Origin of the sequence: Vibrio ruber DSM 16370 (assembly GCF_900163965.1) — a bacterium.
GTDB classification, from domain to species: Bacteria; Pseudomonadota; Gammaproteobacteria; order Enterobacterales; family Vibrionaceae; genus Vibrio; species Vibrio ruber.
The window spans coordinates 50,005-73,901 of sequence record NZ_FULE01000030.1 but is presented as its reverse complement, the minus strand read 5'-3'; the positions used below and the strand labels follow the sequence as shown (position 1 = coordinate 73,901).

At 45.8% G+C, this 23,897-nt stretch carries 21 protein-coding genes, 1 tRNA gene and 1 riboswitch; of the genes, 15 read left to right on the top strand and 7 right to left on the bottom strand.

Going from position 1 to position 23,897, the window contains the following annotated elements; all coding sequences use genetic code 11:
* Positions 1-16: 16 nt before the first annotated feature.
* A complete protein-coding gene (gene budA / locus VR7878_RS10820; RefSeq protein ID WP_077336071.1) occupies positions 17-802 on the bottom strand; it encodes an acetolactate decarboxylase in 786 nt (261 codons plus the stop codon).
* 96 nt (positions 803-898) lie between these two features.
* On the opposite strand from budA, the gene VR7878_RS10815 reads away from it, so the two are divergent.
* Positions 899-1,780 carry a LysR family transcriptional regulator gene (locus VR7878_RS10815; protein ID WP_077336069.1) on the top strand — a complete coding sequence of 294 codons (882 nt, stop codon included), beginning with the start codon at positions 899-901 and terminating at the stop codon, positions 1,778-1,780.
* 110 nt (positions 1,781-1,890) lie between these two features.
* On the opposite strand, the gene VR7878_RS10810 is transcribed toward VR7878_RS10815, so the two are convergent.
* Positions 1,891-1,966: transfer RNA gene (locus VR7878_RS10810), tRNA-Asn, on the bottom strand.
* 575 nt (positions 1,967-2,541) lie between these two features.
* On the opposite strand from VR7878_RS10810, the gene uvrB reads away from it, so the two are divergent.
* The 3 genes from uvrB to luxU all read left to right on the top strand — a co-directional run bounded on the left by uvrB (position 2,542) and on the right by luxU (position 6,587).
* A complete protein-coding gene (gene uvrB / locus VR7878_RS10800; RefSeq protein WP_077336065.1) occupies positions 2,542-4,572 on the top strand; it encodes an excinuclease ABC subunit UvrB in 2,031 nt (676 codons plus the stop codon).
* 261 nt (positions 4,573-4,833) lie between these two features.
* Positions 4,834-6,234 carry a quorum-sensing sigma-54 dependent transcriptional regulator LuxO gene (luxO, locus tag VR7878_RS10795; protein ID WP_077336063.1) on the top strand — a complete coding sequence of 467 codons (1,401 nt, stop codon included), beginning with the start codon at positions 4,834-4,836 and terminating at the stop codon, positions 6,232-6,234.
* 2 nt (positions 6,235-6,236) lie between these two features.
* Entirely contained in the window at positions 6,237-6,587 is a 351-nt protein-coding gene (gene luxU / locus VR7878_RS10790; RefSeq protein ID WP_077336061.1) for a quorum-sensing phosphorelay protein LuxU, read from the top strand.
* Positions 6,588-6,619: 32 nt separating this feature from the next.
* Here luxU and yvcK read toward each other — a convergent pair whose 3' ends face one another.
* Complete coding sequence (gene yvcK / locus VR7878_RS10785; protein WP_077336097.1) at positions 6,620-7,558, bottom strand: uridine diphosphate-N-acetylglucosamine-binding protein YvcK; 939 nt, start codon at positions 7,556-7,558, stop codon at positions 6,620-6,622.
* 174 nt (positions 7,559-7,732) lie between these two features.
* A riboswitch (molybdenum cofactor riboswitch) is annotated at positions 7,733-7,875 on the top strand.
* Between yvcK and moaA the strand changes: the two genes are divergently transcribed.
* The 7 genes from moaA to udp all read left to right on the top strand — a co-directional run bounded on the left by moaA (position 7,864) and on the right by udp (position 12,194).
* A complete protein-coding gene (moaA, locus tag VR7878_RS10780; protein ID WP_077336059.1) occupies positions 7,864-8,847 on the top strand; it encodes a GTP 3',8-cyclase MoaA in 984 nt (327 codons plus the stop codon). It overlaps the preceding riboswitch by 12 nt.
* Before the next feature lie 54 nt (positions 8,848-8,901).
* Positions 8,902-9,408, top strand: a complete 507-nt coding sequence (moaB, locus tag VR7878_RS10775) for a molybdenum cofactor biosynthesis protein B (RefSeq protein WP_077336058.1) — start codon at positions 8,902-8,904, stop codon at positions 9,406-9,408.
* Positions 9,409-9,426: 18 nt separating this feature from the next.
* Positions 9,427-9,906, top strand: coding sequence for a cyclic pyranopterin monophosphate synthase MoaC (gene moaC / locus VR7878_RS10770; RefSeq protein ID WP_077336056.1), 480 nt, complete (start codon positions 9,427-9,429; stop codon positions 9,904-9,906).
* Positions 9,903-10,148 (top strand): molybdopterin synthase sulfur carrier subunit, encoded by a 246-nt coding sequence (moaD, locus tag VR7878_RS10765; protein WP_077336054.1) that lies wholly within the window; start codon positions 9,903-9,905, stop codon positions 10,146-10,148. Before moaC ends, moaD begins: the two co-directional genes overlap by 4 nt.
* A 1-nt stretch (position 10,149) precedes the next feature.
* Positions 10,150-10,602, top strand: a complete 453-nt coding sequence (moaE, locus tag VR7878_RS10760) for a molybdopterin synthase catalytic subunit MoaE (RefSeq protein WP_077336052.1) — start codon at positions 10,150-10,152, stop codon at positions 10,600-10,602.
* A gap of 177 nt (positions 10,603-10,779) precedes the next feature.
* On the top strand, positions 10,780-11,196 hold the full coding sequence (locus VR7878_RS10755; protein ID WP_077336050.1) for a CBS domain-containing protein: 417 nt from the start codon (positions 10,780-10,782) through the stop codon (positions 11,194-11,196).
* Between the two features lie 236 nt (positions 11,197-11,432).
* Positions 11,433-12,194: a uridine phosphorylase gene (gene udp / locus VR7878_RS10750; RefSeq protein ID WP_077336048.1), complete on the top strand. Its 762-nt coding sequence runs from the start codon at positions 11,433-11,435 to the stop codon at positions 12,192-12,194.
* Between the two features lie 56 nt (positions 12,195-12,250).
* Here udp and VR7878_RS10745 read toward each other — a convergent pair whose 3' ends face one another.
* Both VR7878_RS10745 and metG read right to left on the bottom strand, forming a co-directional pair.
* Positions 12,251-13,057, bottom strand: a complete 807-nt coding sequence (locus tag VR7878_RS10745; protein WP_077336046.1) for a hypothetical protein — start codon at positions 13,055-13,057, stop codon at positions 12,251-12,253.
* A gap of 355 nt (positions 13,058-13,412) precedes the next feature.
* Positions 13,413-15,458 carry a methionine--tRNA ligase gene (gene metG, locus VR7878_RS10740; RefSeq protein WP_077336044.1) on the bottom strand — a complete coding sequence of 682 codons (2,046 nt, stop codon included), beginning with the start codon at positions 15,456-15,458 and terminating at the stop codon, positions 13,413-13,415.
* A gap of 282 nt (positions 15,459-15,740) precedes the next feature.
* On the opposite strand from metG, the gene apbC reads away from it, so the two are divergent.
* The 3 genes from apbC (at position 15,741) to VR7878_RS10725 (ending at position 20,064) form a co-directional block, all read left to right on the top strand.
* Positions 15,741-16,811 (top strand): iron-sulfur cluster carrier protein ApbC, encoded by a 1,071-nt coding sequence (gene apbC, locus VR7878_RS10735; RefSeq protein WP_077336042.1) that lies wholly within the window; start codon positions 15,741-15,743, stop codon positions 16,809-16,811.
* Between the two features lie 166 nt (positions 16,812-16,977).
* Positions 16,978-17,619 carry a uridine kinase gene (gene udk, locus VR7878_RS10730; RefSeq protein ID WP_059120332.1) on the top strand — a complete coding sequence of 214 codons (642 nt, stop codon included), beginning with the start codon at positions 16,978-16,980 and terminating at the stop codon, positions 17,617-17,619.
* Between the two features lie 306 nt (positions 17,620-17,925).
* The gene (locus VR7878_RS10725; RefSeq protein WP_159440452.1) at positions 17,926-20,064 is read left to right on the top strand and encodes an AsmA family protein; all 2,139 of its coding nucleotides are present in this window, start codon (positions 17,926-17,928) and stop codon (positions 20,062-20,064) included.
* 121 nt (positions 20,065-20,185) lie between these two features.
* Here the strand turns inward: VR7878_RS10725 and cobO are convergent, their stop codons facing one another.
* Positions 20,186-20,791: a cob(I)yrinic acid a,c-diamide adenosyltransferase gene (gene cobO, locus VR7878_RS10720; RefSeq protein ID WP_077336038.1), complete on the bottom strand. Its 606-nt coding sequence runs from the start codon at positions 20,789-20,791 to the stop codon at positions 20,186-20,188.
* A 206-nt stretch (positions 20,792-20,997) separates the two neighbouring features.
* Here cobO and VR7878_RS10715 point away from each other — a divergent pair, with 206 nt between their 5' ends.
* Entirely contained in the window at positions 20,998-21,459 is a 462-nt protein-coding gene (locus tag VR7878_RS10715; RefSeq protein WP_077336036.1) for a low molecular weight protein-tyrosine-phosphatase, read from the top strand.
* Between the two features lie 70 nt (positions 21,460-21,529).
* On the opposite strand, the gene VR7878_RS10710 is transcribed toward VR7878_RS10715, so the two are convergent.
* Positions 21,530-22,795: an outer membrane protein transport protein gene (locus VR7878_RS10710; protein ID WP_077336034.1), complete on the bottom strand. Its 1,266-nt coding sequence runs from the start codon at positions 22,793-22,795 to the stop codon at positions 21,530-21,532.
* Between the last annotated feature and the right edge of the window lie 1,102 nt (positions 22,796-23,897).

Here is a 23,897-nt window from a genome sequence, read left to right as displayed (position 1 = left end):
ATTTTGCCTGACATTGTTATTTTTCCGCCTTTTCGATGGCGGTACGAATATCTTCCGGAGCCAGATTCGCATTGAGAAACTCTGTAGAAGCCGGTGTATCGATCACCAGCCGCGACACTTTGCCAATCTGGAGGAATCCGGATGAAATACGATAATCCTGAATATGGCCGCCGCCTTGACGGTCATCGGTAATGAAATGTTCGTGATAGCCGGGAACATTAATACCAGTGGTGTATTTGGGGCTGCGAAATCCGGCAATAACGCCTTGTTTTTGTGTGAAACGGAAGGTGGGTTGTTCTTTGACAACCTCAAGCATGGGGCGGTAGGGGCGGTTTTGTTTGGGCACCGTGCGGGTGCGGACAAAGTCGAATACCCCATCAATACGTAATGCACAGAACACATTGTCACTTGGAATCATGTCATCGATCAGTTGATGAACGGCTTCACGTGACATCCGTGATGTCAGTGGGAGCTCAATATCTGCTTTAAAAAAAGTCATTACCGCAAAAGGCGTTCTTTGCGTCATATTTGCCGGATTAGCTGAGCCATCCGACTTGAGCTGAAAAACGTGCTTATCAAATGCGATAAGTTCACCATCGAGTTGGTTGAATGTTCCCAAGCCAAAATCACCGTGTTCCAGTAACTGTTCTACGGTCGTCGAGCCTTCGTAAACGCCGGCAATCAGGGCGCTCATTAACGAAGTCTGAAAAATTTCACCATCATTGGTCACGTGATGATATTCAGCAAATTCTTTTGCTATATCGAGCGAACAGTCACACTGAGGGTTATAGAATTCGCGCATGAGTTAATCCATTGTGCAATCAAGTGTATATTTAGATTGACTTCTTTACCGTACTAAATCCAATATAAAAAAGATTTATTTTGATATGGAAAAAATATGGAATTCCGTTACCTCAAGTATTTTGTTGCTGTTGCTCAGACGCGTCATTTTACCAGGGCGGCTGAACAATTGGGGATTGCCCAGCCACCCCTGAGCCAGCAGATTAAAAAGCTGGAGCATGAACTGGACGTAGACCTGTTTAAACGTTTATCCAGAGGGGTAGAACTGACTCAGGCCGGAGAAGTATTTTATGCTGATGCGGTCAATATTCTCGCTGATGTGGAACGGGCAAAAGCGAAAGTCAGGCAGATCGCCCGTGGTGAACATACCGAAGTCAGGATTGGGTTTGCCACTTCAACTTCAACCTGTATTCAGGTACTTGAAAGGATGGGTCGTCTGCAACAAGAGAAGATTAACCTGAAAACGGCTGAACTGCCGATGTCAGAATTGGCAGCGCAATTGACGAACAAGCAGTTAGATATTGCGATCATGCGTTTGCCTTGTTATGCCAGTGAGTCTTTTGAGCGCCGGCTGTTGTTTGATGATCCGTTTGTGGCGGTGATTCCTACTGATCATGCATTAGCGCAGTTTAAGCGTATTCAGATGAAACAGCTCCGGGAGCAAAAGATTTTACTGTTTCCACGTGAAACCGGTCCCGCTCTGTTTGATGGGATGAATACACTTTTTGCGGATGCCGGTATACGGCTTGACCCCCATTTTGCTGCCCCGCAGTTGCGTACGATGATTGCGATGGCGCAGGCTGGGCTGGGGATTGCGATTGTACCGTATTCACTGGCTGAGCATCTGGATAACTCGGTTGTCGTGGCGAGTATTGAGGATATTAAACTGACCAGCCGAATCGTGGTCGCTTGGGAAGCATCGAATCTTAATAAGCATGTGCTCAAGGTAGTGACACAGCTTAGCCAGAACGACGACTGATGACAAGCAATAAAAATGTTGGTGTGCGCCTCAGTGATTCGGTGTGGTCAATTTGAAATCACAGGGTTTGGAGACAAAAAAGACGCCTCAGGGCGTCTTTTTTCTGAATTTGGCTCCCCCTGCGGGACTCGAACCTGCGACATACGGATTAACAGTCCGCCGTTCTACCAACTGAACTAAGGGGGAATTATAAAAACGGGGTGGATGGTACTTACCCTGATTGAATGTGTCAATATTTGTCTGGCAAAAAAAGTTCAGAAAACAGCAGAAAAAATACTTTACTTTCTTGTACCCCTTGCGGCTCTAAGGCTTTATTTACTTATCCACCAATTTTGTGGATAAGTGTGTTGATGAAAGTTGATTAAGTTGAAGAGCTCATTTTTATTGAGTCAATAGAGATTAGTTTTTGGGATGATTTGATTAATATGTTGTTGTAAATAAAGGACTTTTTTATTTATTCACAGCATTTATAAATGTGATGATAATGATAATCAAATGCGTGAAATGTTAATTTCTGTGCCGAAACTGGGGAAAACTAGTGGATTGTTTTTTGAGGAAAAGAATAGGTTTTCGTGCGAGGGTAGGCAATATATCAAAACATTTTTCAGATAGCCAGATCATTTTAGGAGAGTGTGATTTGTTTTGTAAAATAACTTCTTGCCACTTCGCTGGGAAGGCAGCGACAATAAGAGATATTTCTTTCCACATCTCTTGTCGTGGAAGGAACCGATGATGGCTCATGAGACGATGCAGAGGGAAAGATGAGTAAAGCATTTGAACTGGTTTCTGCGTATCAACCTTCCGGAGATCAGCCGGCAGCAATTCAGCAACTACTCGAAGGATTGGATGCCGGTCTGGCACATCAAACATTACTTGGTGTGACCGGCTCGGGAAAAACATTTACATTAGCCAATGTAATTGCGCAGGCACAGCGTCCGACGATTGTTCTGGCACCAAACAAAACACTGGCAGCTCAGTTGTTTGGTGAGATGAAAGCGTTTTTCCCTCACAACGCGGTCGAGTATTTCGTCTCTTATTATGACTATTACCAACCGGAAGCGTATGTGCCGACAACCGATACATTCATTGAGAAAGATGCGTCTGTTAATGCCCATATTGAGCAAATGCGACTATCTGCCACCAAGGCGTTACTGGAAAGAAAAGATGCCATTATTGTTGCCTCTGTCTCGGCGATTTATGGACTGGGTGATCCGGACTCCTATTTAAAAATGATGCTCCACTTGCGTCGGGGAGATGTGGTTGATCAACGGGCCATGCTCAGACGCTTGGCCGAATTACAGTATTCACGCAACGAGGTCGGTTTTGAACGGGGTCAGTTTCGGGTGCGTGGTGAAGTGATCGATATTTTTCCTGCTGAATCGGAAAGTGAAGCGGTGCGGGTGGAGATGTTTGATGATGAAATTGAACAAATCAGTTTGTTTGATCCACTGACCGGAGCCGTCATCCAGAAGGACTTGCCTCGCTACACTGTATATCCGAAAACCCACTACGTTACACCGAGGGAGCGGATTCTTGATGCGATTGAACAGATCAAAGCCGAGTTGAAAACCCGCCAAGCCTACTTTATTGAACATAATAAGCTGTTGGAAGAACAACGCATTTCCCAACGTACGCAATTTGATGTCGAAATGATGAATGAGTTGGGCTTTTGCTCCGGTATTGAAAACTACTCCCGTTACTTAAGCGGGCGAAATGAAGGCGAGCCGCCACCGACCTTATTTGATTACTTACCTCATGACGGCATTCTGATCATTGATGAGTCACATGTTACGGTGCCTCAAATCGGCGCGATGTATAAAGGCGATCGATCCAGAAAAGAGACATTGGTCGAATTTGGTTTTCGTTTACCTTCTGCTTTGGATAACCGGCCGTTAAAATTTGAAGAGTTTGAAGCATTAGCACCACAGACAATTTTTGTCTCTGCAACCCCCAGTGCTTATGAAGTGGAGAAATCTGGCGGTGATATCGCCGAGCAGGTGGTTCGACCCACCGGGTTATTGGATCCGGAATTGGAAATTCGTCCGGTTACCACGCAGGTTGATGACTTATTATCCGAAATACGTCTGCGCAGCGCCCAGGATGAAAGGGTGCTGGTCACGACGTTAACCAAGCGCATGGCTGAAGATTTAACCGAATATCTGCAAGAGCATCACGTCAGAGTGCGTTATCTGCATTCCGATATTGATACGGTTGAACGGGTCGAGATTATTCGTGATCTTCGCTTAGGCGAATTTGATGTGCTGGTGGGAATTAACTTGTTGCGGGAGGGGTTGGATATGCCGGAAGTTTCTTTGGTTGCCATTCTCGATGCAGATAAAGAAGGATTCTTACGTTCTGAACGCTCTTTGATTCAAACCATCGGACGTGCGGCCCGGAATCTTCGCGGTAAAGCGATTCTGTATGCTGACCGTATCACCGGCTCGATGCAACGGGCAATTGATGAAACCAATCGTCGCCGTGAAAAACAGCAGCGCTATAATGAAGAGATGGGGCTTGAGCCGCAAGCATTGCGCAAAGATGTTAAAGATATTCTGGAAATCGGAGATATCACCAAATCAAAACAGAAGCGTAAGGTACCACAGCGACCATTGTCTCAAGTTGCCGAGCCTGATAGTGAATATGGTTCTCTCACGCCGCAACAGCTCGAAAAAGAGATTAGTAAGCTGGAAGCACAGATGTACCAATATGCACAGAACCTTGAGTTTGAACAGGCAGCGCAAAAACGAGATGAAATCGAGAAACTTCGCGAACAATTTATCATCAACAGCTAAGATAGATGTATAGATAAAAAAATAGCCAATAGAAATATAATCTATTGGCCGTCAGAATGTGAATAACTTTATTCACTAACAACGTCAGTTGGCTAGGTGACCCATGATGGGTCGAATATACTATAAGCATATACTATGCCAACTATAGAGTGCTGAAATGCTTGTTTTGAGAGGTTGTTTCAAGGTTTTTTGAAAAAATAATTGCAATATGCAATTCTCAATGCGATCATTGTGCAAAATGCAATTTAAATTGGCTAAGTTATGCAATCTGAACAGTTACCACAAAAAAGTAGATATCTGCTGATGGTTGAAGATACAGCCTCGGTTGCCGTGCTGTATCGAACCTACCTTGAGCCTCTGGATATTGACATCAATATTGTCGGTACCGGGAAAGAGGCATTGGAGAGTCTTGAAAAAAGAGAACCCGATCTGATACTGCTTGATTTACGTCTTCCGGATATGACAGGGATGGATGTTTTACACGAGGTGAAACGGAAATACCCGGATGTTCCCGTTATTTTTATGACAGCTCACGGCTCAATCGATACGGCTGTCGAAGCCATGCGCTATGGTGCTCAGGATTTTTTAATTAAACCATGCGAAGCTGACCGATTACGTGTCACGGTGAATAATGCAATTCGCAAAGCTTCAAAAATTAAAAGTGATTCTGATGATCCGCGCAGCCAAAACTATCAGGGATTCATCGGCAGTAGTCAAACTATGCAGGCTGTTTATCGAACCATTGACTCTGCGGCAGCGAGTAAAGCCAGTATCTTTATTACCGGAGAAAGTGGCACCGGTAAAGAGGTGTGTGCTGAAGCCATTCATGCTGCCAGCCGACGAGGTGATAAACCGTTCATTGCCATTAACTGTGCCGCGATTCCGAAAGATCTGATTGAAAGTGAGCTGTTCGGTCATGTCAAAGGTGCTTTTACGGGGGCCGCGACTGATCGGCAGGGTGCTGCCGAGCTTGCTGATGGCGGGACGCTATTTCTGGATGAACTCTGTGAGATGGATTTGGACTTACAGACGAAATTATTGCGCTTTATCCAAACAGGTACATTCCAGAAAGTCGGTTCATCAAAAATGAAAAGTGTTGATGTTCGCTTTGTGTGTGCAACAAACCGTGATCCGTGGAAAGAAGTTCAGGAAGGACGTTTCCGGGAAGATTTGTACTATCGTTTATATGTTATCCCACTTCATTTGCCGCCACTTCGGGAACGGGGTGATGATGTCATTGAAATCGCTTACTCTTTACTCGGATATATGTCCAAAGAAGAAGAGAAAGATTTTGTTCGTCTTGCTGCTGAAGTTGTGGAACGGTTCAGACAGTACGAGTGGCCGGGCAATGTTCGTCAGTTACAAAACGTTTTACGTAATGTGGTTGTATTGAATCAGGGTAAAGAAATCACGCTGAGCATGTTACCACCGCCGTTGAATCAGCCGAAAGAAAGCTATCTTCGTTTGGTTCAACCGATGATGGAAGATCGGAAACCTTCAGTCCATGAAATATTTCCCCTATGGATGACGGAAAAAATGGCGATCGAAAATGCGATTGATGCATGTGAAGGCAATATCCCGAAAGCAGCTGGCTATTTAGAAGTAAGCCCTTCAACCATTTATCGTAAATTACAATCTTGGAATGCAGAAGAGAACGCATAGATATGAGTGAAATCATGAATCGAGATACGATTTCGTCATTGTCAAGTGAAATAGGAGAGGAAAATATTCCCGTGTTACTGGATATTTTTCTCGGTGAATTGGAAAACTATCAGGCGACGTTATCGGCAAGTGAAGGCTCAGAACAGCATGAGCTGCTGAAAGAGATCAGCCATGCATTAAAAAGTAGTGCTGCGAGTTTTGGCGCTGATCGTTTATGCGCGATGGCGATTGATATCGATACCCGAGGGAAGCAAGGATTACTACTTAATCCGAAGCAGGAAACACAGACTCTGCTCAAACAGCTCCGTGAGACTTATACCTCTTATATGACCTTGGTTCAGCATGAACCTTAACCATTCAAATCAGCAACGATGAGCGTGACAGCTCATCGTTGCACTCTATCATTATTTTTATACAGCTCGTTGATAAGTTGCTCTTCAATCACTTGTCTTAGCTTTTCTCGTTCGTGACGCCATCCTTTATCCGGAGAGGCGAGGTTGCGTGTAATCATCCGACAGTCTGCCGGGTATTTGTCCGGTGGGGTTTCACACAAGATCAGGTCAACCAACCTGCCGCCACAAGCCCGTTGGCACCAGATGAGTTTTCGGTTGAGATCCATTTTCTGTGCAGGCCCATATTCCGGGGCAAGGTTATCAATATAAATAAGGATAGCCCGACGGTTTTTCGCAATCGCTTTACCCAATTCAGGGAGTAATAACGGTGGCATGATACTGGTCAAAAAACTACCGGGACCAAGCAAAATCGCATCTGCCTGAGTAATTGCCTCAATCGCTTCATGGGTTGCCGGTACTTGTGGAGACAGCTCTAGTCGCACCAATTCTTCGGTCATTTCATCGACATTCGTTTCTCCCGTGACCACTCTGCCATCAATAGCATGAGCGGAGAGATCGGCAGGGTGTTCTGACATCGGCAGAATATTGATCGATACATTCAGCAGGGTTCGAATCAAATTAATCGCTTCAAGTGGCCGGACAGATAAGCTACCTAAAGCGGTTAGCATCAGATTACCTAGATTATGGCCATCAAGTTCACCTTGTCCCTTGAATCGGTATTCGAACATCATTGAAGCGGTCGAGGGTTCGGTAATCAACTGATTAATACAGTTACGAGTATCACCCCATGCAATTCCGCCCTGACAGTGACGAATACGTCCTGTTGAACCGCCATTGTCTGTGGTTGCAATAATACCCGTTGCATTTGAACCAAAATCACGAATGGCAGCCAAAACACGTCCGAGCCCGTGTCCCCCGCCAATCGCAACCACCTTTTTCTCTTGATAAAGTTTTTGCTGATAAGAATTCATTGTTGTCATTATCTATAAATCAATCACGGCTAATCGTAGTTGAATTTTTTGATCTAGAATACTTCTTCTGTGAAAATTTAGCGGGAATACTCAAATTTTTTGATAAGGAAGTAGGATCTGTTCAAAAAAATTTGTAAACTGAAAAACGTGTTAATTGTGATGACATATGTCTCATAGTTGCCATAGCTCCGAGTTTGACGGGCTAAGTTCCGAGTGGAATAGGCTTGTCAAACCTGTGGTCGATGTTGATGACCCGAGGGTGGGATTGGAAATGATCTTGCCTCCCGTGTTTGGAAAGGTGTTCCATGGCTCAATTTGAAGATAACTTTCAGCGTAAATTCTATTATTTACGTCTGTCGTTGACGGACGTATGCAATTTTAAATGTACCTACTGTTTACCGGATGGATATCAGACTGAGACTCAGCGTCCTCAGTTTTTATCACAACCGGAGATTCAGCGGGTTGTCACCGCATTCGCAAGTTGCGGAACCTCCAAAGTTCGGCTGACCGGTGGTGAGCCGACGCTACGTCGGGATTTTTCCGATATCGTTCATCTTGTCTCTTCAACACCCGGTATTGATCGAGTGGCGATGACCACCAATGGCTTTCGTCTGGCAAAATCAGCCGCGGAATGGCATCAGGCCGGTCTAACCAATATCAATGTCAGTGTTGATAGTCTCGATCCGAGAATGTTCCATCAGATTACCGGTGAAAATAAATACCGGCAGGTCATGGATGGTATTGAACAAGCATTGGCCGTCGGTTTTTCTCAAATCAAAGTAAATGTTGTACTACTGAAGGGGCTGAATGACCGCCAGTTGCCTGCATTTCTTGATTGGATCCGTGATCTGCCGATTCAACTGCGTTTTATTGAATTGATGCAGACCGGCACAATGGATGACTTTTTCTACCGGCATCATGTTTCGGGTCAGGCGGTTTATCAGCAGCTACTCGGCCAAGGGTGGATCCCGAAAGTCCGTGCTTGTCATGACGGCCCGGCGAAAGTATTGGCGCATCCCGATTATCAGGGAGAACTTGGCTTCATCATGCCGTATGAAAAAAATTTCTGTGCGAGCTGTAACCGTCTTCGCGTTTCTGCGAAAGGGAAGCTGCATCTGTGTCTGTTTGGCGAATCTGGGGTTGGACTGCGCGATTTACTGCAGCAAGACGAACAGCAGACTGCTCTGATTGAGCGGATTCAGCAGGCTTTGGGAGAAAAAGCCGTGAGCCATTTCTTACATGATGGCCATTCAGGCATGACACCTCACTTAGCTTCGATTGGCGGTTAGTCCGCACGACAAACCATGTCGATTCTCATCAATGATCAAAATAGGTAAATCTTTATGGGACATGCACAAACTGAATTCAGACCGGCAAAGATTGCGGTCTTAACCGTTTCTGATACCAGAACGGAAGAAAATGATACATCCGGTGGCTATCTGGCTGAACAGCTTCAGCAAGTCGGGCACCAGCTCGTGGATAAACAGATTGTGGTTGATGATCGCTATAAAATTCGGGCGATTGTGTCACAGTGGATTGCTGATGAAAATGTTCAGGCAGTGTTGATTACCGGCGGGACAGGCTTTACCTCACGAGACAGTACGCCAGAAGCACTGATACCACTGTTTGATAAACAAGTTGAAGGATTCGGTGAGTTATTCCGAATGGTTTCTTATGAAGAGATAGGTACCTCGACCATTCAATCGCGGGCCATTGCCGGTTTTGCCAACCATACGGTTATTTTTGCGATGCCGGGTTCAACGGGAGCCTGTAAGACTGCATGGACAAAAATTATTTGCCAGCAGTTGGATGCATCACACCGACCATGCAATTTTATGCCTCATTTATAAGCTGTATTGGAGTTAAACATGAGTCAACTCACTCATATTAATGCTGATGGTGAAGCCAATATGGTTGATGTTTCCGCAAAAGACGATTCTGTTCGTGAAGCTCGGGCTGAAGCGTTGGTCTACATGGCAGAAGAGACATTGCGATTGATAATTTCCGGTCAGCACCATAAAGGCGATGTTTTTGCGACAGCCCGTATTGCCGGGATTCAAGCCGCGAAGCGAACTTGGGAGCTGATCCCACTTTGCCATCCGCTGTTGTTATCGAAAGCGGAAGTTCGTTTAGAAGCCATCGAGGCTGAATCGTGTGTCAGAATCGAATCTTTGTGTCGTCTGAGGGGAAAAACCGGGGTAGAGATGGAAGCTTTGACGGCTGCATCTGTCGCTGCACTGACGGTTTACGATATGTGCAAGGCTGTTCAGAAGGATATGGTGATTGGCCCGGTGCGATTACTGGAAAAGTCCGGAGGCAAATCAGGGCATTTTAAGGTGGAATCATGATTAAGGTGTTATTTTTTGCCCAGACCCGGGAGCTCGTCGGGCAGGCGGATCTTGAATTACCGTGTACATTTGCAACCCTTGATGAGTTGCGGGGCGATTTGGCCAAGCGCTCGGAAAAGTGGGCTTTGGCAATGGATTCCGATCGCTTGTTGGCCGCGGTCAACCAAACCATTGTTGCTTTGGATAGCGAGATCCATGACGGTGATGAAATTGCGTTTTTTCCGCCGGTGACAGGAGGCTGAGATGGGATACTCTGTTGCTGTTCAACACAGCGATTTTTGTGTTGAAGCTGAATATCAGGCGCTGTCTCAGGGAGATGATGCTGGTGCTGTTGTGACGTTTGTCGGAAAAGTTCGCGATATGAATCTGGGTAGTCAGGTGACAGGATTACATCTCGAACACTATCCGGGAATGACAGAAAAAGCGCTGAATACGATATGTGAGCAAGCACTGCAACGCTGGCCTTTACTTGACGTTCGGGTGATTCACCGGATTGGAGATTTGGCGATTGGTGAACAAATTGTTTTTGTCGGTGTAAGTAGTCACCATCGCGATGCAGCATTTGCTGCCAGTGCTTTTATTATGGACACACTGAAAACTCAGGCACCCTTCTGGAAAAAAGAAACAACTCATAGCGGAGAACGTTGGTTAGACAGCCGGGAATCGGATCGCGCCGCTGCCGAGAAATGGCAATAATTTCCAATGATTATTGTGATTTAACTCCTAATTCAACTCATTTTATCTTTCTCTGTATATTTTTTGTTTCTCTGTTAACAATGATGAATGAAATTGAGTGATTCTATTTAGCAATTAGCTGAAATTAGTCAACACTTACCTTAAAGGCCACAGATAAAAGGCTCGAAGGAGAGAACGATGGAATCACTCAAAGTTAGACATTATATGACGCAGCATTCGATTACCTTCAAAGCTGATATGTCATTATCTGCCGCATTGGAAAGAGTCGTTGAGTTTAATGATTTTTTTAGTGGCCCGGTTATCGATGATCATGGTCGAGTGATTGGTTTTTTGTCGGAGCAGGATTTACTCGATAAACTGGTGAAGGTCAGTTATTTCTGTCAGGACTCTCATATGGTGGGCGACTGCATGACACAAGTCGTTGATACCATCGGTCCGGATTTGCCGATTATTGAGTTAGCAGGTTATATGCGTGATGGCCGCTCGACTTACCCAGTGGTTGAGGATGGTCGGTTAGTCGGTGTAATTAATCGGCGGGCTGTACTGAAAGCGATTAATAAAAATCTGCATAGCTGCTTTAAACGTCAGGTATGATTCAGCCTGTCGAATGAGCAATGCTTGTTTCAATAAGCCTCGAAATGTAATTTCGCAGGCTTTTTTTGTACCCATTGAAGATGTATGTCACATATTGATGAAATATGATGTTATATAGATTCATTATGTGTGATCCATGTTGGCACTTGCTCGCTCAATCTTGGTTAAAGTGCTTTTAGCATTTCATGATACTGAAGTTGAGTATTGCAACCAAGATTACAATGAAGGAGACAATAATGTCAGATCAAGTTTTTCATCTCGGAGTCACGCAAGCAGATTTGAATGGTGCGACACTGGCGATATTGCCCGGCGACCCTGAACGTGTTAAGAAAATTGCTGATCAGATGGATTCCCCGGAATTTCTGGCGAGTCATCGTGAATTTACCTTATATCGAGCAAAAGTTGAGGGGAAACCTGTCATTGTTTGTTCAACCGGTATCGGCGGGCCGTCCACTTCAATTGCGGTAGAAGAGTTGGCACAGCTAGGGGTTCGAAGCTTCTTGCGTGTCGGAACAACGGGTGCTATTCAACCCAATATTCAGATTGGGGATATCATCGTGACTACCGGAGCTGTCCGGTTAGATGGTGCGAGCCTGCATTTTGCGCCGATGGAATTTCCGGCAGTGTCAGATTTTGCGGCGATGACTGCACTTAAACAGGCTGCGGATGAGGAAGGGATCCCGGTTCATACGGGGATTACGGCTTCAAGTGACACATTCTATCCGGGTCAAGAGCGTTATGACACTTATTCTGGCCGGGTTACACGCCGTTTTCAGGGGTCGGTTGAAGAGTGGCAGGCAATGGGGGTTCTGAACTTTGAGATGGAATCTGCAACGTTGTTTACTATGTGCGCCAGTGCAGGTTTGCAAGCCGGATGTGTGGGCGGTGTGATTATCAACCGAACGCTCAAAGAAATCCCGGATCATGCTGTTGTGAAAGAAGTTGAAGCAAGATCGATACGTGTTGTTGTCAAAGCTGCAGCGCGCTTACTGGCTTGATCCACACCTAAACGCTTCGGCGTCATGTGTTATGCACATGACGCCTTTTTATTGGTCTAGGCGGTGAGTAACTTTGGGAGCGGTAGATACAGTGTCTCAATGAGCTCCCCCAACATATGATCGTAAACATGAGCAATACTCAGTGAAATATCAGCGGTCATTTGATACATGGCTTCAGCACTAATTGTGTAGTCAGAGTGTTTACTAACATCGGATAAAATCGTCAGTGCTTTGGTGCAAGTCGGGGATGAAATCGACAAGGGGCTTACCATCGTCAACTGATTCACTTTTCTCGCCAGTATTTCAGCACAGTGTTGTAAACGCGTCTGTCCTTCAGGTGTATTCATCTCTTCAATACAGATTCTGAATTGGGTCAACGCATCCATTGCATCAATGACTTGCTGCCAGTTCATATGATATTCATCACTCAAATCTTCCCGATTGACTTCAACTAACCAAGCCAGCATGACTTCATCCATAAGAAACATACAATGGCGGATTGCTTTGCCGTGAATCATTTGATTACGGGCAATTGTTCGTTCCGACCAATCCTGCATCAATGCTTTTAGTTTGAGCTGAAGCACACGATACATGGGTTTGTTATCAAAATGAGCAATGGAAATGAGGTGCGTAGTTTTTTCATTCAGCAGCTCGGCAAGATGCTCAATTTCTATATCTCTGTGCTCTCCAAACATGAGTACATGATGGGTGGCACTCCGGTGTTGACGGCACAGATACAGCACCTGACGTAAATCAACAAGCAGTTCATACTTACGTTGCAAGGTCGATTCACGTTGTTTGGCAAGATAAAACATGAATCCGAGTATACTGACGGAAACCAGCATCGAAATAATGACGAACATAACCAACTCCTTGTCTGTTTAGAGATGTCTTAATTTTTGTCGTTGTTGATCCTTGTTCAGAATAGCATTGTACATCCGAGAAACGTCGGTCAATACACTTGAAAGCAACCAAGTCCAACCCACAAAGGTTAAGACACCTTTGTATCCTTATGGTCAAAAAGAAGCAGAATCAGTGCCAGATTATTTTTCTTTATAAATCATGTTGTTAACCTTTTATTTACAATTGTTATGCACTGTTATTGTGCACAAAGGATGATCTTGGTGAGGCGTTGTGCCGGCGTATGGATGTGCGATAATAAAAAAGGCCTTAACGGTATCCGATAAGGCCTCTAATAGGTTGATAAATATATTGTTTTTACATGACTCGCATACCCGGCTGGGCACCTTCATGGGGTTCAAGGATCCACAGATCTTTGCCACCCGGGCCGGCAGCGAGAATCATGCCTTCAGACATGCCAAACTTCATTTTCCGTGGCTTCAGGTTGGCAACCATGACCGTATATTTACCGACGAGCTCTTCAGGCTGATAAGCGGCTTTGATACCGGAAAAGACCTGACGAACTTCGCCACCGATATCTAGCTGGAATTTAAGCAGCTTATCTGCTTTGGGCACCGCTTCACAAGATAAGATCTTGGCAATCCGTAAATCAACTTTGGCAAAATCATCAAATTCGATTTCCGGGGCGATTGGGTCTTTGCTGAGTTCAGTCTCTTCCTGAGCATCCGCTTGAATAATTGCTCTCTCGGCTGCAACTGCTTCTTTCGAGGCCTCGATCATTGCTTCAACCTGTTTTGGATCGATTCGGCTGAAGAGGGCTTTGAAAGTGGCAATCTCATGATCAACCAAAGGTTGCAGGATGTTATCCCAGCTCAGCTCTTGATTGAGGAATGCTTCACTCCGGGCTGCCAGTGCTGGCATCACCGGTTTGAGGTAAGTCATCAGAATACGGAACAAGTTCAGCCCCATGGAGCAGATTGCTTGAAGCTCCTGCTCTTTGCCTTCCTGTTTGGCAATCACCCATGGTGCTTTTTCATCCACATATTGGTTGGCTTTATCTGCCAGTGCCGTGATTTCTCGGATCGCCCGGCCAAACTCCCGGTTCTCATAAAGCTCACCGATATGTTCAGCGGCATCGATAAATGTCTGATACAGTTCAGGTTCGATACAAGTTGCTGCCAATCGGCCTGCGAAACGTTTGTTGATAAAACCGGCATTGCGAGATGCAAGATTGACAATTTTATTGACGATATCTGAGTTGACCCGTTGTGTGAAATCTTCCAGATTCAGGTCGAGGTCATCAATCCGGTTATTCAGTTTGGCTGCGTAATAGTAACGCAGACATTCCGGGTCAAGGTGATCTAAATACGTACTCGCTTTGATGAATGTTCCTTTGGACTTAGACATCTTCGCGCCATTCACTGTGACATAACCGTGAACATACACGTTGTCCGGCTTCCGGAAACCGGCGCCTTCTAGCATGGCCGGCCAGAACAGGCTATGGAAGTAGACAATATCTTTACCGATGAAGTGGTAAAGTTCAGCCTGACTGTCTTTGTGCCAGTATTCGTCGAAATCCAGATCATCGCGGCGGTCACATAGATTTTTAAATGAACCCATATAACCGATCGGTGCATCGAGCCAGACGTAAAAATATTTACCGGTTTCGCCCGGGATCTCAAAACCGAAATAGGGTGCATCGCGTGAGATGTCCCACTGTTGCAGACCGGATTCAAACCATTCCTGCATTTTATTGGCCATTTCTGTTTGCAAAGAACCAGAACGTGTCCACGCTTTCAGCATCTCTTCAAACTGGGGTAAATCAAAGAAGAAATGCTCAGAATCTTTCATGACTGGCGTCGCACCGGATACGGCAGACTTCGGATTGATCAAATCTGTCGGACTATAGGTTTCGCCACAGGCATCACAGTTATCACCATATTGGTCTTCTGAGTGACATTTCGGGCAGGTCCCTTTGACGAAACGATCCGGCAGAAACATCTGTTTTTCAGGATCGTACAGCTGAGAGATCGTCCGGCTCGAAATAAATCCGTTGGTTTTGAGTTGTTGATAAATCAGCGATGAGAGTTCACGGTTTTCTTCACTGTGCGTGCTGTGATAGTTATCAAAGCTAATATCAAAACCGGCAAAATCTTTCTGATGCTCTTGGCTGACTGAAGCAATCATTTCTTCTGGCGTGATCCCCATCTGCTGCGCTTTCAGCATAATTGGAGTACCGTGTGCATCATCTGCACAGATAAAGTGGATGACATTGCCGCGCAGGCGTTGGTAGCGTACCCAAATGTCCGCTTGGATATGCTCCAGCATATGACCCAAGTGGATAGAACCGTTTGCATACGGCAGGGCACAAGTTACCAGAATTTTTCTTGGTTCAGTTGCCATAACTTATCTTTCGCTCTGTCTGTTATACTCGGATGGCCTCAAAATATAATCGTATGAAAGCTTGGTATGTGATTCTGAGGTTGCCGGAGTGATGTATCAAAAATTTGTGACTGCTAATACTACCTGATGACAAGAATAACGCCAAGGCGTTATTCCTTTATCTTGCAGGGGTTCTGTCTGGTTTACGGTGGTGTTAGCATAGACTTTAGGTGCTGCCTGCTGAGCGTGTCATCACAGGTGAGCGTATCAATTGAAATTATATTCGGTTAAAGAAGGCTATCTATGCGGCAGCTTACACCTCCCCAACAACTCTGTGTCTGGTTGAATCAATTCTCTCATCCTTGTCTGCTTTCTGACTGGGCATCCCAGCCGGGGTTGGTTTATACCCATGAAGATGATCGTTATCACATTGAAATTCCTTTTGCTGCGAATACGCTGGCGGACGAGTTACGTCAATGGATTGCCGCCCAAACTGAGCGACCGGTCGCGGGTGACATCGACGTGCATGTTGTGCCGAAAACCTTACAGACTCAGGTCGCTTCTCCTGTCAAAGGTGTTAAAAATATTATTGCAGTCACTTCCGGAAAAGGCGGCGTCGGCAAATCAACCACGGCGGTGAATCTGGCCTTGGGGCTGGCAGCCTCCTATGCCCGTGTCGGAATTTTGGATGCAGATATCTATGGGCCATCGGTTCCGATGATGTTAGGTACGGTTCATGCGGAACTGGCAGTGCGTGACGAACGCTGGATGCAACCGGTGCAGGCACACGGACTTTATTCGCATTCGATCGGGTATCTGATGAATCAGGATGATGCCGCAGTATGGCGTGGCCCGATGGCTTCCAAAGCGTTTCAGCAGTTGCTCAATGAAACTGAATGGCCGTCGCTGGACTATTTGGTGGTGGATATGCCACCGGGCACCGGAGACATTCAACTCACCTTGTCACAACAGATGCCACTGACCGGTGCGGTGGTGGTTACCACGCCTCAGGATTTGGCTCTTGCAGATGCACGGAAGGGGGTGGCGATGTTCGAAAAGGTTAATGTCCCTGTCGTCGGATTGGTGGAAAATATGAGTTATCACATCTGTAGTCAGTGTGGTCACCGGGAAGACCTCTTCGGCACCGGTGGCGCTGAGAAAATGGCGCAGGAGTACGGGTTGAGCCTGTTGGCGCAAATTCCGTTGCACCGACAGGTTCGTGAAGATATTGATACCGGTTGTCCGACGGTTGTGGCGCGACCCGAAAGTGAACATTCTCGTCTTTATCTGGCGATGGCTGAACGGATTGCCAGCCATTTGTACTGGCATGGTCAGGTGATCCCGGATGCAATCCCCTTCACTAATCTGAACTGAGTTTTGTATTGATTGGACAGAGATTGTCTGCGGTGCAGGCTACTTTGATGAAAGACAAGATAAATTATGCTTTTTTGCCTCTGTGAATCTGGTATCCGGCGGAGCTTGTCTCTATAATCACGCCGGCTTATCTGGTTTCTTTGTCAAATGTATCGAGTGAACAATCATGTCTGATCACAATCAATGCGTCATTATAGGAATTGCTGGCGCTTCTGCCTCAGGGAAAAGTCTTATCGCGAGTACCATATATCGTGAATTGCGAGCCAAAGTCGGGGATCACCAAATCGGGGTGATTACCGAAGATCGCTACTATAAGGATCAAAGTCATCTGAGTATGGAGCAGCGGGTCAAAACCAACTATGACCATCCCAGTGCGTTGGATCATGATCTGCTATGCGAGCATTTACAGCAATTGGTTCGGGGGGAGTCCGTCGATGTTCCCGAATATAGCTACACAGAGCATACCCGGACAGAAAATACCCATCATATGAATCCGAAAAAGGTCATTATTCTGGAAGGGATTCTGTTGTTGACTGAGCCGCGTCTGAGAGAATTAATGCACGCGACTATTTTTATGGACACCCCGTTAGATATTTGTCTGCTGCGTCGTGTGAAACGTGATGTTGAAGAACGGGGACGGACACTGGATTCAGTATTGAAACAGTATCAGGAAACGGTCAGACCGATGTTTTTGCAGTTTATCGAGCCGTCTAAACAGTATGCCGATATTATTGTTCCGCGTGGCGGGAAAAACCGGATTGCCATCGATGTATTGAAAGCACACATCGCTAAGTTGCTCAAATCCTAAGCTGAGCATCGTCACTGACTTTCTGTTGATACCGGAAATGGCACCAGACAGCGTGCCATTTTTTATTCCCTATCATGCATTTTTATTTCAAGATGATTTTATAATCGTGCATACGTGTCGATTGTGAAGCGTCATTGAGTCATGAATCTTTATTTCTTAACATGGCGCTGACATTGAGCGGAGAGGGACAGGGTGCATATAGTTGTTATTTGATTATAAAATACCTATCTTAAGAAACATTCTTATCTGTCAATGGTCTTAATTTTCTCTAAGTGATTAGAAAAATAAGTGTTCAGGAAAATGCCAATGAAAAAATTGTTCCTTGTGATTGTGATAATTTGTGCTGTGATTGCTGTCGGCATCGTCACATTAGTCACTGTTGTTGACCCGAATCAGTTCAAACCGTTGATTGTCGAACAAACGAAAAAAGCAACAGGGATGGATGTGGTAATTGGCGGCGATATCAGCTGGCAGTTTTTCCCCGCGATTGGTTTTCAGATTGACGATGTCTCCCTCAGAAACCCCTCTGGCTTTCAACGACAAAACTTACTGCATGTGTCGCATCTTTCTATTGATGTGGCGGTGATGCCGTTGCTGGATAAAGAGCTGGACATCGGCAGTATCAATCTTGATGGTGCCGACATTCAGATTGAAACGTTGCGTGACGGCACCACCAATTTAGATAGCTTGTTGAGTCAACAACAGGCCAACCAGCCATCAGATGCTGCACGGCAGGCTGACACGACCTCCGATGCACAGGCGCAGACTGATACTGCTCCGGCAACCGCGCAATCGTGGAAAATTCGTGTCGCTGGTGTAGATATTCGTGAGGCTCGCGTCTCTGTGCTCAATGAGGCTCAGCCTGAAAATCAACTGGCGCTGAACGATGTGAATCTGACCATCAGTGCTTTTGCACCGAACCAGTGGACAACGTTTTCTTGGTCGATTCAGGGGAAACGGGCTGTGCAACAGTTCTCGGCTGCGGGAGAAGGCGAATTTCGCTTATCCGATGATTATCGCCGCTACGCGCTACGCCAGATAGCTGTGAAGGGGAGTTATCAGGATAAAACCAACGATGTGCATTCTCTGACGCTGTCTTTACCGCAGTTCGAGATCGGTCAGGATGCACCGTTTGAGGTGGCTGTTGCCGGTAAACTTGCTGATAATGAGGTTGATTTTACCGGGAAAGGCACATTGAATCTGGATCAGCATTATCAGCAAATCCGGGTCAGCGGGTTGGATACTCAATTGAAGTTGACCGGAGCACAGTTGCCGATAAGCCCGTTACCGGTTGCTTTACAGGGAAATCTTCAGATGAACCTGCCTGCCAATCAGTTGGACTTGAACGATTTAACACTAAAAGTGGCCGATGTCGCGCTACAAGGTAAAACATCGCTTCATTTGGGAACCCGGCCTGCGATTCGTTTCCGGCTGAAAGGCGATCAGATTGACCTTACCCCGTTTTTGCCACCGGCGACAGAAACGGATTCTTCAGTGCAAGGTACAACATCCGCTCCAGCTTCGGCCGCTGTAAATTCCACTACGTCAGCACCGCAAACCGCGTCGAATCAAGAGCCTGATCTGACGGCTCTCAAAGCATTTGACCTCGATGGAACGTTAAATATTGCCGGGCTTAAGGCGCAGAAACTGGCGTTAAATAACTTAGGGATCAAAGTGAATCTGCGCCACGGTGTGCTGACGCTGTCTGAGTTACAGGCCGATTTATATCAAGGCCATTTACAAGGGCGCGGTGTTCTCAATGCAAGTGTGGCACCGGCTACTTATCAGATGCAGCAGTCCCTGCAGGGGATTCAAATCCAGCCGGTGCTCAAAGCGTTAGCTGATAATGATCGTCTCGAAGGGGCAGGGTCAGTCGAACTTGATCTGCGTGGTCAGGGATTGAGTGAAACACGTCTCAAAAACAACATCGAGGGGATGGTCAATGTTCAGTTGCGGGATGGTGCAGTCAACGGCATCAATATCGCGCAGATGATTCGCCAGGGCTACGCTAAGTTGAAAGGTAAACCATTGGATGACACCAAAGGGGTACAGAAAACAGACTTCAGTGCCGCCAGTGCGACTCTCCACTTAAACCAAGGTGTGGCAACCATCAAAGAGAGCGCGTTGCAGTCTCCGTTATTACGGGTTCATACCCAAGGTGATGTGAATTACGTGGCACAGACGGTGGATGTGGTTGTGCGGGCATCGATTGTCGGGACGTTGAAAGGTCAGGGTGGAAAAGATATCGATGAACTGAAGGATGTCACCATTCCGATTCAGGTCAAAGGAAACTGGACTCAGCCTAAATATAAGCTGGTGTTCGATGATGTTGCGAAACAAAAAGTGCAAAAAGAGCTTGATAGAGGTTTGGAAAAACTCGATGACAAAATCAAAGATGAGCACACGAAGAAAGCGTTGGACAAGTTGCTTAAGGGGCTGTTCTAGTATCGGCACAATGTTATTGATGATCAGTTGAACGATCGAAAAATAGGGACAGGTGAAAGCCTGTCCCTTATTTTTTATTGTTCTTATTTATTACGTTGTGCCCCGGGAGCTGTGCCGCGGTTTACCAGTCGATCCCTTGTTGCGCTTTCACTCCGGCCTGAAAAGCGTGTTTGACATTTTTTACTTCTGAAACGGTATCTGCCAGATCAAGTAGTTCCCGATGGGCGCCACGACCCGTAATAATGACGGTTTGCATCGGCGGACGTTGTTGTAGTGCCGTGAGAACCTCTTCCAACGGGACATAGCCATAACTGACCATATATGTGAGTTCATCTAACAACACCACGTTGAGCGTTTCATCTTGCAGCATTTGCTGGCATTTTTCCCACACGGCCTGTGCGGCAGCAGTATCTGTCGCTTTGTTTTGAGTTTCCCAAGTGAATCCGGTTGCCATAACATGGAATGTGACGCCTAATTTTTCCAGTAGGTTCCGTTCTCCGTTATCCCATGTCCCTTTTATAAACTGGGCAACGCCGCATTTCAGTCCGTGTCCGACGGCTCTGGCAACGGTACCGAACCCTGATGTTGATTTGCCTTTACCATTACCGGTAATCACGATCACAATCCCGCGTTCTTCGGTTGCTGATGCAATTTTCGCATCCACTTTTTCTTTGATTCGTTGCTGGCGAGCCTGATAACGATCAGATTGGTTATCTTCATATGACATAATGTCAGATTCCTATTTCATGGGCGCAATAAAAGTATCATAGCGTAATGCTGCGACAGCAAAAACCACAGCTTGAGTATGGTCAGGGCAAACAGATTGAGCCATTGGCAAATTTGGGAATTAGGTTGAAACCTGCTAAGTTGATCGAAGTATGATTGAATGTATAAAAGTTATTTGTCAAAAGTAATTCACATAAAGGACAGTCCATGAGTCAACGTAAACCATCCATTCTGGTAGTCTGTATGGGGAACATTTGTCGTTCTCCGACCGGAGAAGCGGTGCTCAAAGCAAAAGCCGCGCAAATGGGAATCGCCGTTGATGTCGATTCTGCCGGCACCATTGCCTATCACCAGGGGAATCCTCCCGATGCCCGGGCCAGAATAGCCGGTGAAAAACGTGGGTATGATTTTACCGGAATGGCCGCCAGACCAGTGACAAGTGATGATTTCGCGTGTTTTGATATGATTCTTGCAGCGGATCGTGACAACCTTGCTGATTTACAGGATAGATGTCCCGCTCAGTATCAGCATAAGTTATCGCTGTTTCTGAGTCATGGTCAGTCAGCAGCAGAAGAAATCCCAGATCCTTATTATGGGGGGGATGATGGCTTTGAACGCGTGTTAGATTTGCTGGAAGAGTCGGCAGAAGCGGTGTTGAGAAAATTGTGAGTGGTCCTTGACTAAAAAATCCGCCCTCAGGCGGATTTTTACGTTGGAGATCATATCCGGGCCGTCGGCCTTAGAAGCTTCGGCTGTATTGAAGCCCGAGCAGCACTGCATCTGCGTGCGTGGTACCGGTGATCTTACCAAATGTTTTATTATCTTCAGTGACGGATACATCTTCACCGATTAAGTAGGTGAAGCCAAAATCGATATTCGATTTTTCGTCCAGATGATAAGTGAAACCGGCAGAAAGCCACTGACGATCCGAGTCAGGTACAGAGATCGAGCGGATATTGTCTTGGGCACTGGTGTCATACATATAACCTGCACGCAGTGTCCAGGTCTGGTTCAGGAAGTAGGTGCCACCCAGAGAGTAATGCCAGCCATCTTTCCATTGATATTGGTTAATGATGCCACTGGTATCGGCTGCGAGCACATCGAATTCAGACCATTTAATCCACTGAATACTATAGTGAACTGCGTAATCGTCATTCAGACGATGATAACCGGAGAATTCGGCAAAATCAGGCAGCGGCATCACGACTGTATCAGAGATACTGCCACTGGCTTGGCTGTACTTTGCAGATTCAACATCGCCATCAGCTTTGAGGTCCGGGCTGTAGTGATAATCGACACCGAAACGGTTGTTCTCATTATATTCGTATACGGCACCCAAGTTATAGCCGACAGCCCAGCCGTCCGCATCAAGGTCAGTACCGACACCTGAGCTCAAGTTGAGTGCTTTCACCAAAGCTTGTGCCTGAGGGCTTAACGGGCGTTTAAACTTACCTTGCCCGTAGATCAGATCCAAACCGGCACCAAGACTCCATTGTTGATTGATTCGGTAGGAGCCGACGACACCGAAATTGAAACTTTTCACGTCGGTTTTACCACCGAATTCATAGCCGGCATAGCCGTTATCAAATTCAGTTTTGGTCCCGAAGTTAGAATAGGCGTTGAGTCCCCAGGCAAATTTTTCATTGATCGGAACGACGAGGTAGATATTCGGAGCAAACGATGTGTCACCGGCACCTGAGTAGTCGGCATTGGTTTGTTTAGAGCTATCGCGGTAATTAGTGTAAGTTGCATTGTCCACATCAATCAGTGTGGTGATACTTTCAACACCGAGTGAAAGGGAAACATCATCAAACAGAGCCATGGCGGCCGGGTTTTTCGCAATCACAGATGCATTGTCTGCAATCACGGCATCACCGGCGAAAGCACGACCGAGCCCGGTGGCTGATTGTGCGTTAAGTTGGAAACCTGCGGCAAAGGACTGCTGAGCGGTCACTGATATTGCCACTGCGATCAGGGTTTTCTGAAACAGGCGCGTGTTGTTCATAAGATAAATTTCCTTTTTTAACGGTCTCTAAATGGACCTTGTTCAGTAAATATCCCTATTATTAGAGCATTTACTTAGTTGGCGGCTGATACTAGTGACTAGTGTAGGGCATAGAAATCCGACCAGTTTAAATTCATGATGTAAAATTACTGAACTGGTAGCTATATGGCATGAATTTGGGTAAAAAAGTTGCTTTTTAGAGTATATGCTCTATCAAATTCAGGTGGTTTAATCATCAATTTGTCATATTTCTAGTGTCGAATGATAAGGTTATACTGATGGATATGTCACCCAGAGCAAAGACACTGAACAATGCGTATATGTGGTAAACTTTCATACATTTTCAGGGGTTTTTGCGTGCTTCGGAAAGAACTTAGGCTATTTTTCTGTAAATCAAAACAAAATTGATCTATTTCAAAAATTATTCACAGAAAGTCATTATAGTAGCTCATGTCATCTGGTTAGCCGTCAGGTTAACATGTTGAGCAAGATGACACTTCCTTTTGAAGGCTGACTTTACTTTCTCCTAATCAGGAAACTGATTTTTCAATTGGCGTAAGTTAATTGCTTTATACATTCCAACCACACAGTTCTGTGTGGTTTTTTTTTGGTTCCAATCCGTCGTACCGTGTCACCAAGAGCGAGCGCAAACACGGTTGCAATAATGACAGCGATGGCTTGTTTTGGACTATCACTCTGATTCATACGGCGCCTGTCCTCCATATTGTTGCCTCATTGGTTGTGAATTCAGTGCCGATGTATGTGCGCAATCACACTCCTTTGATCCAGTTTAGCGGCAAATGTGATTCAACCCGAATCCGGGAGAACTTTTGCAGAACTCTCGTACCATTCACCCGGCAATATTGATGAAAACGTAGATGTGAACTAAGTTTCATTGGGTTTTAACGTCGGCTTTTGGGTTCAGTATGTGTTTCTTGTTGTGATATCCACTTTTACGACCTGTCATGATGTAACAGGATGACTGCCACTCATCACTTTTCACCGCAGAGCAACCGGATTGAAAATGTGCTTAGTCACTCTTTTTGCATAAGAAAATAAAACGGTTGTTTGGCAGTTGTTAACAATTTAGCTACAATCTCAA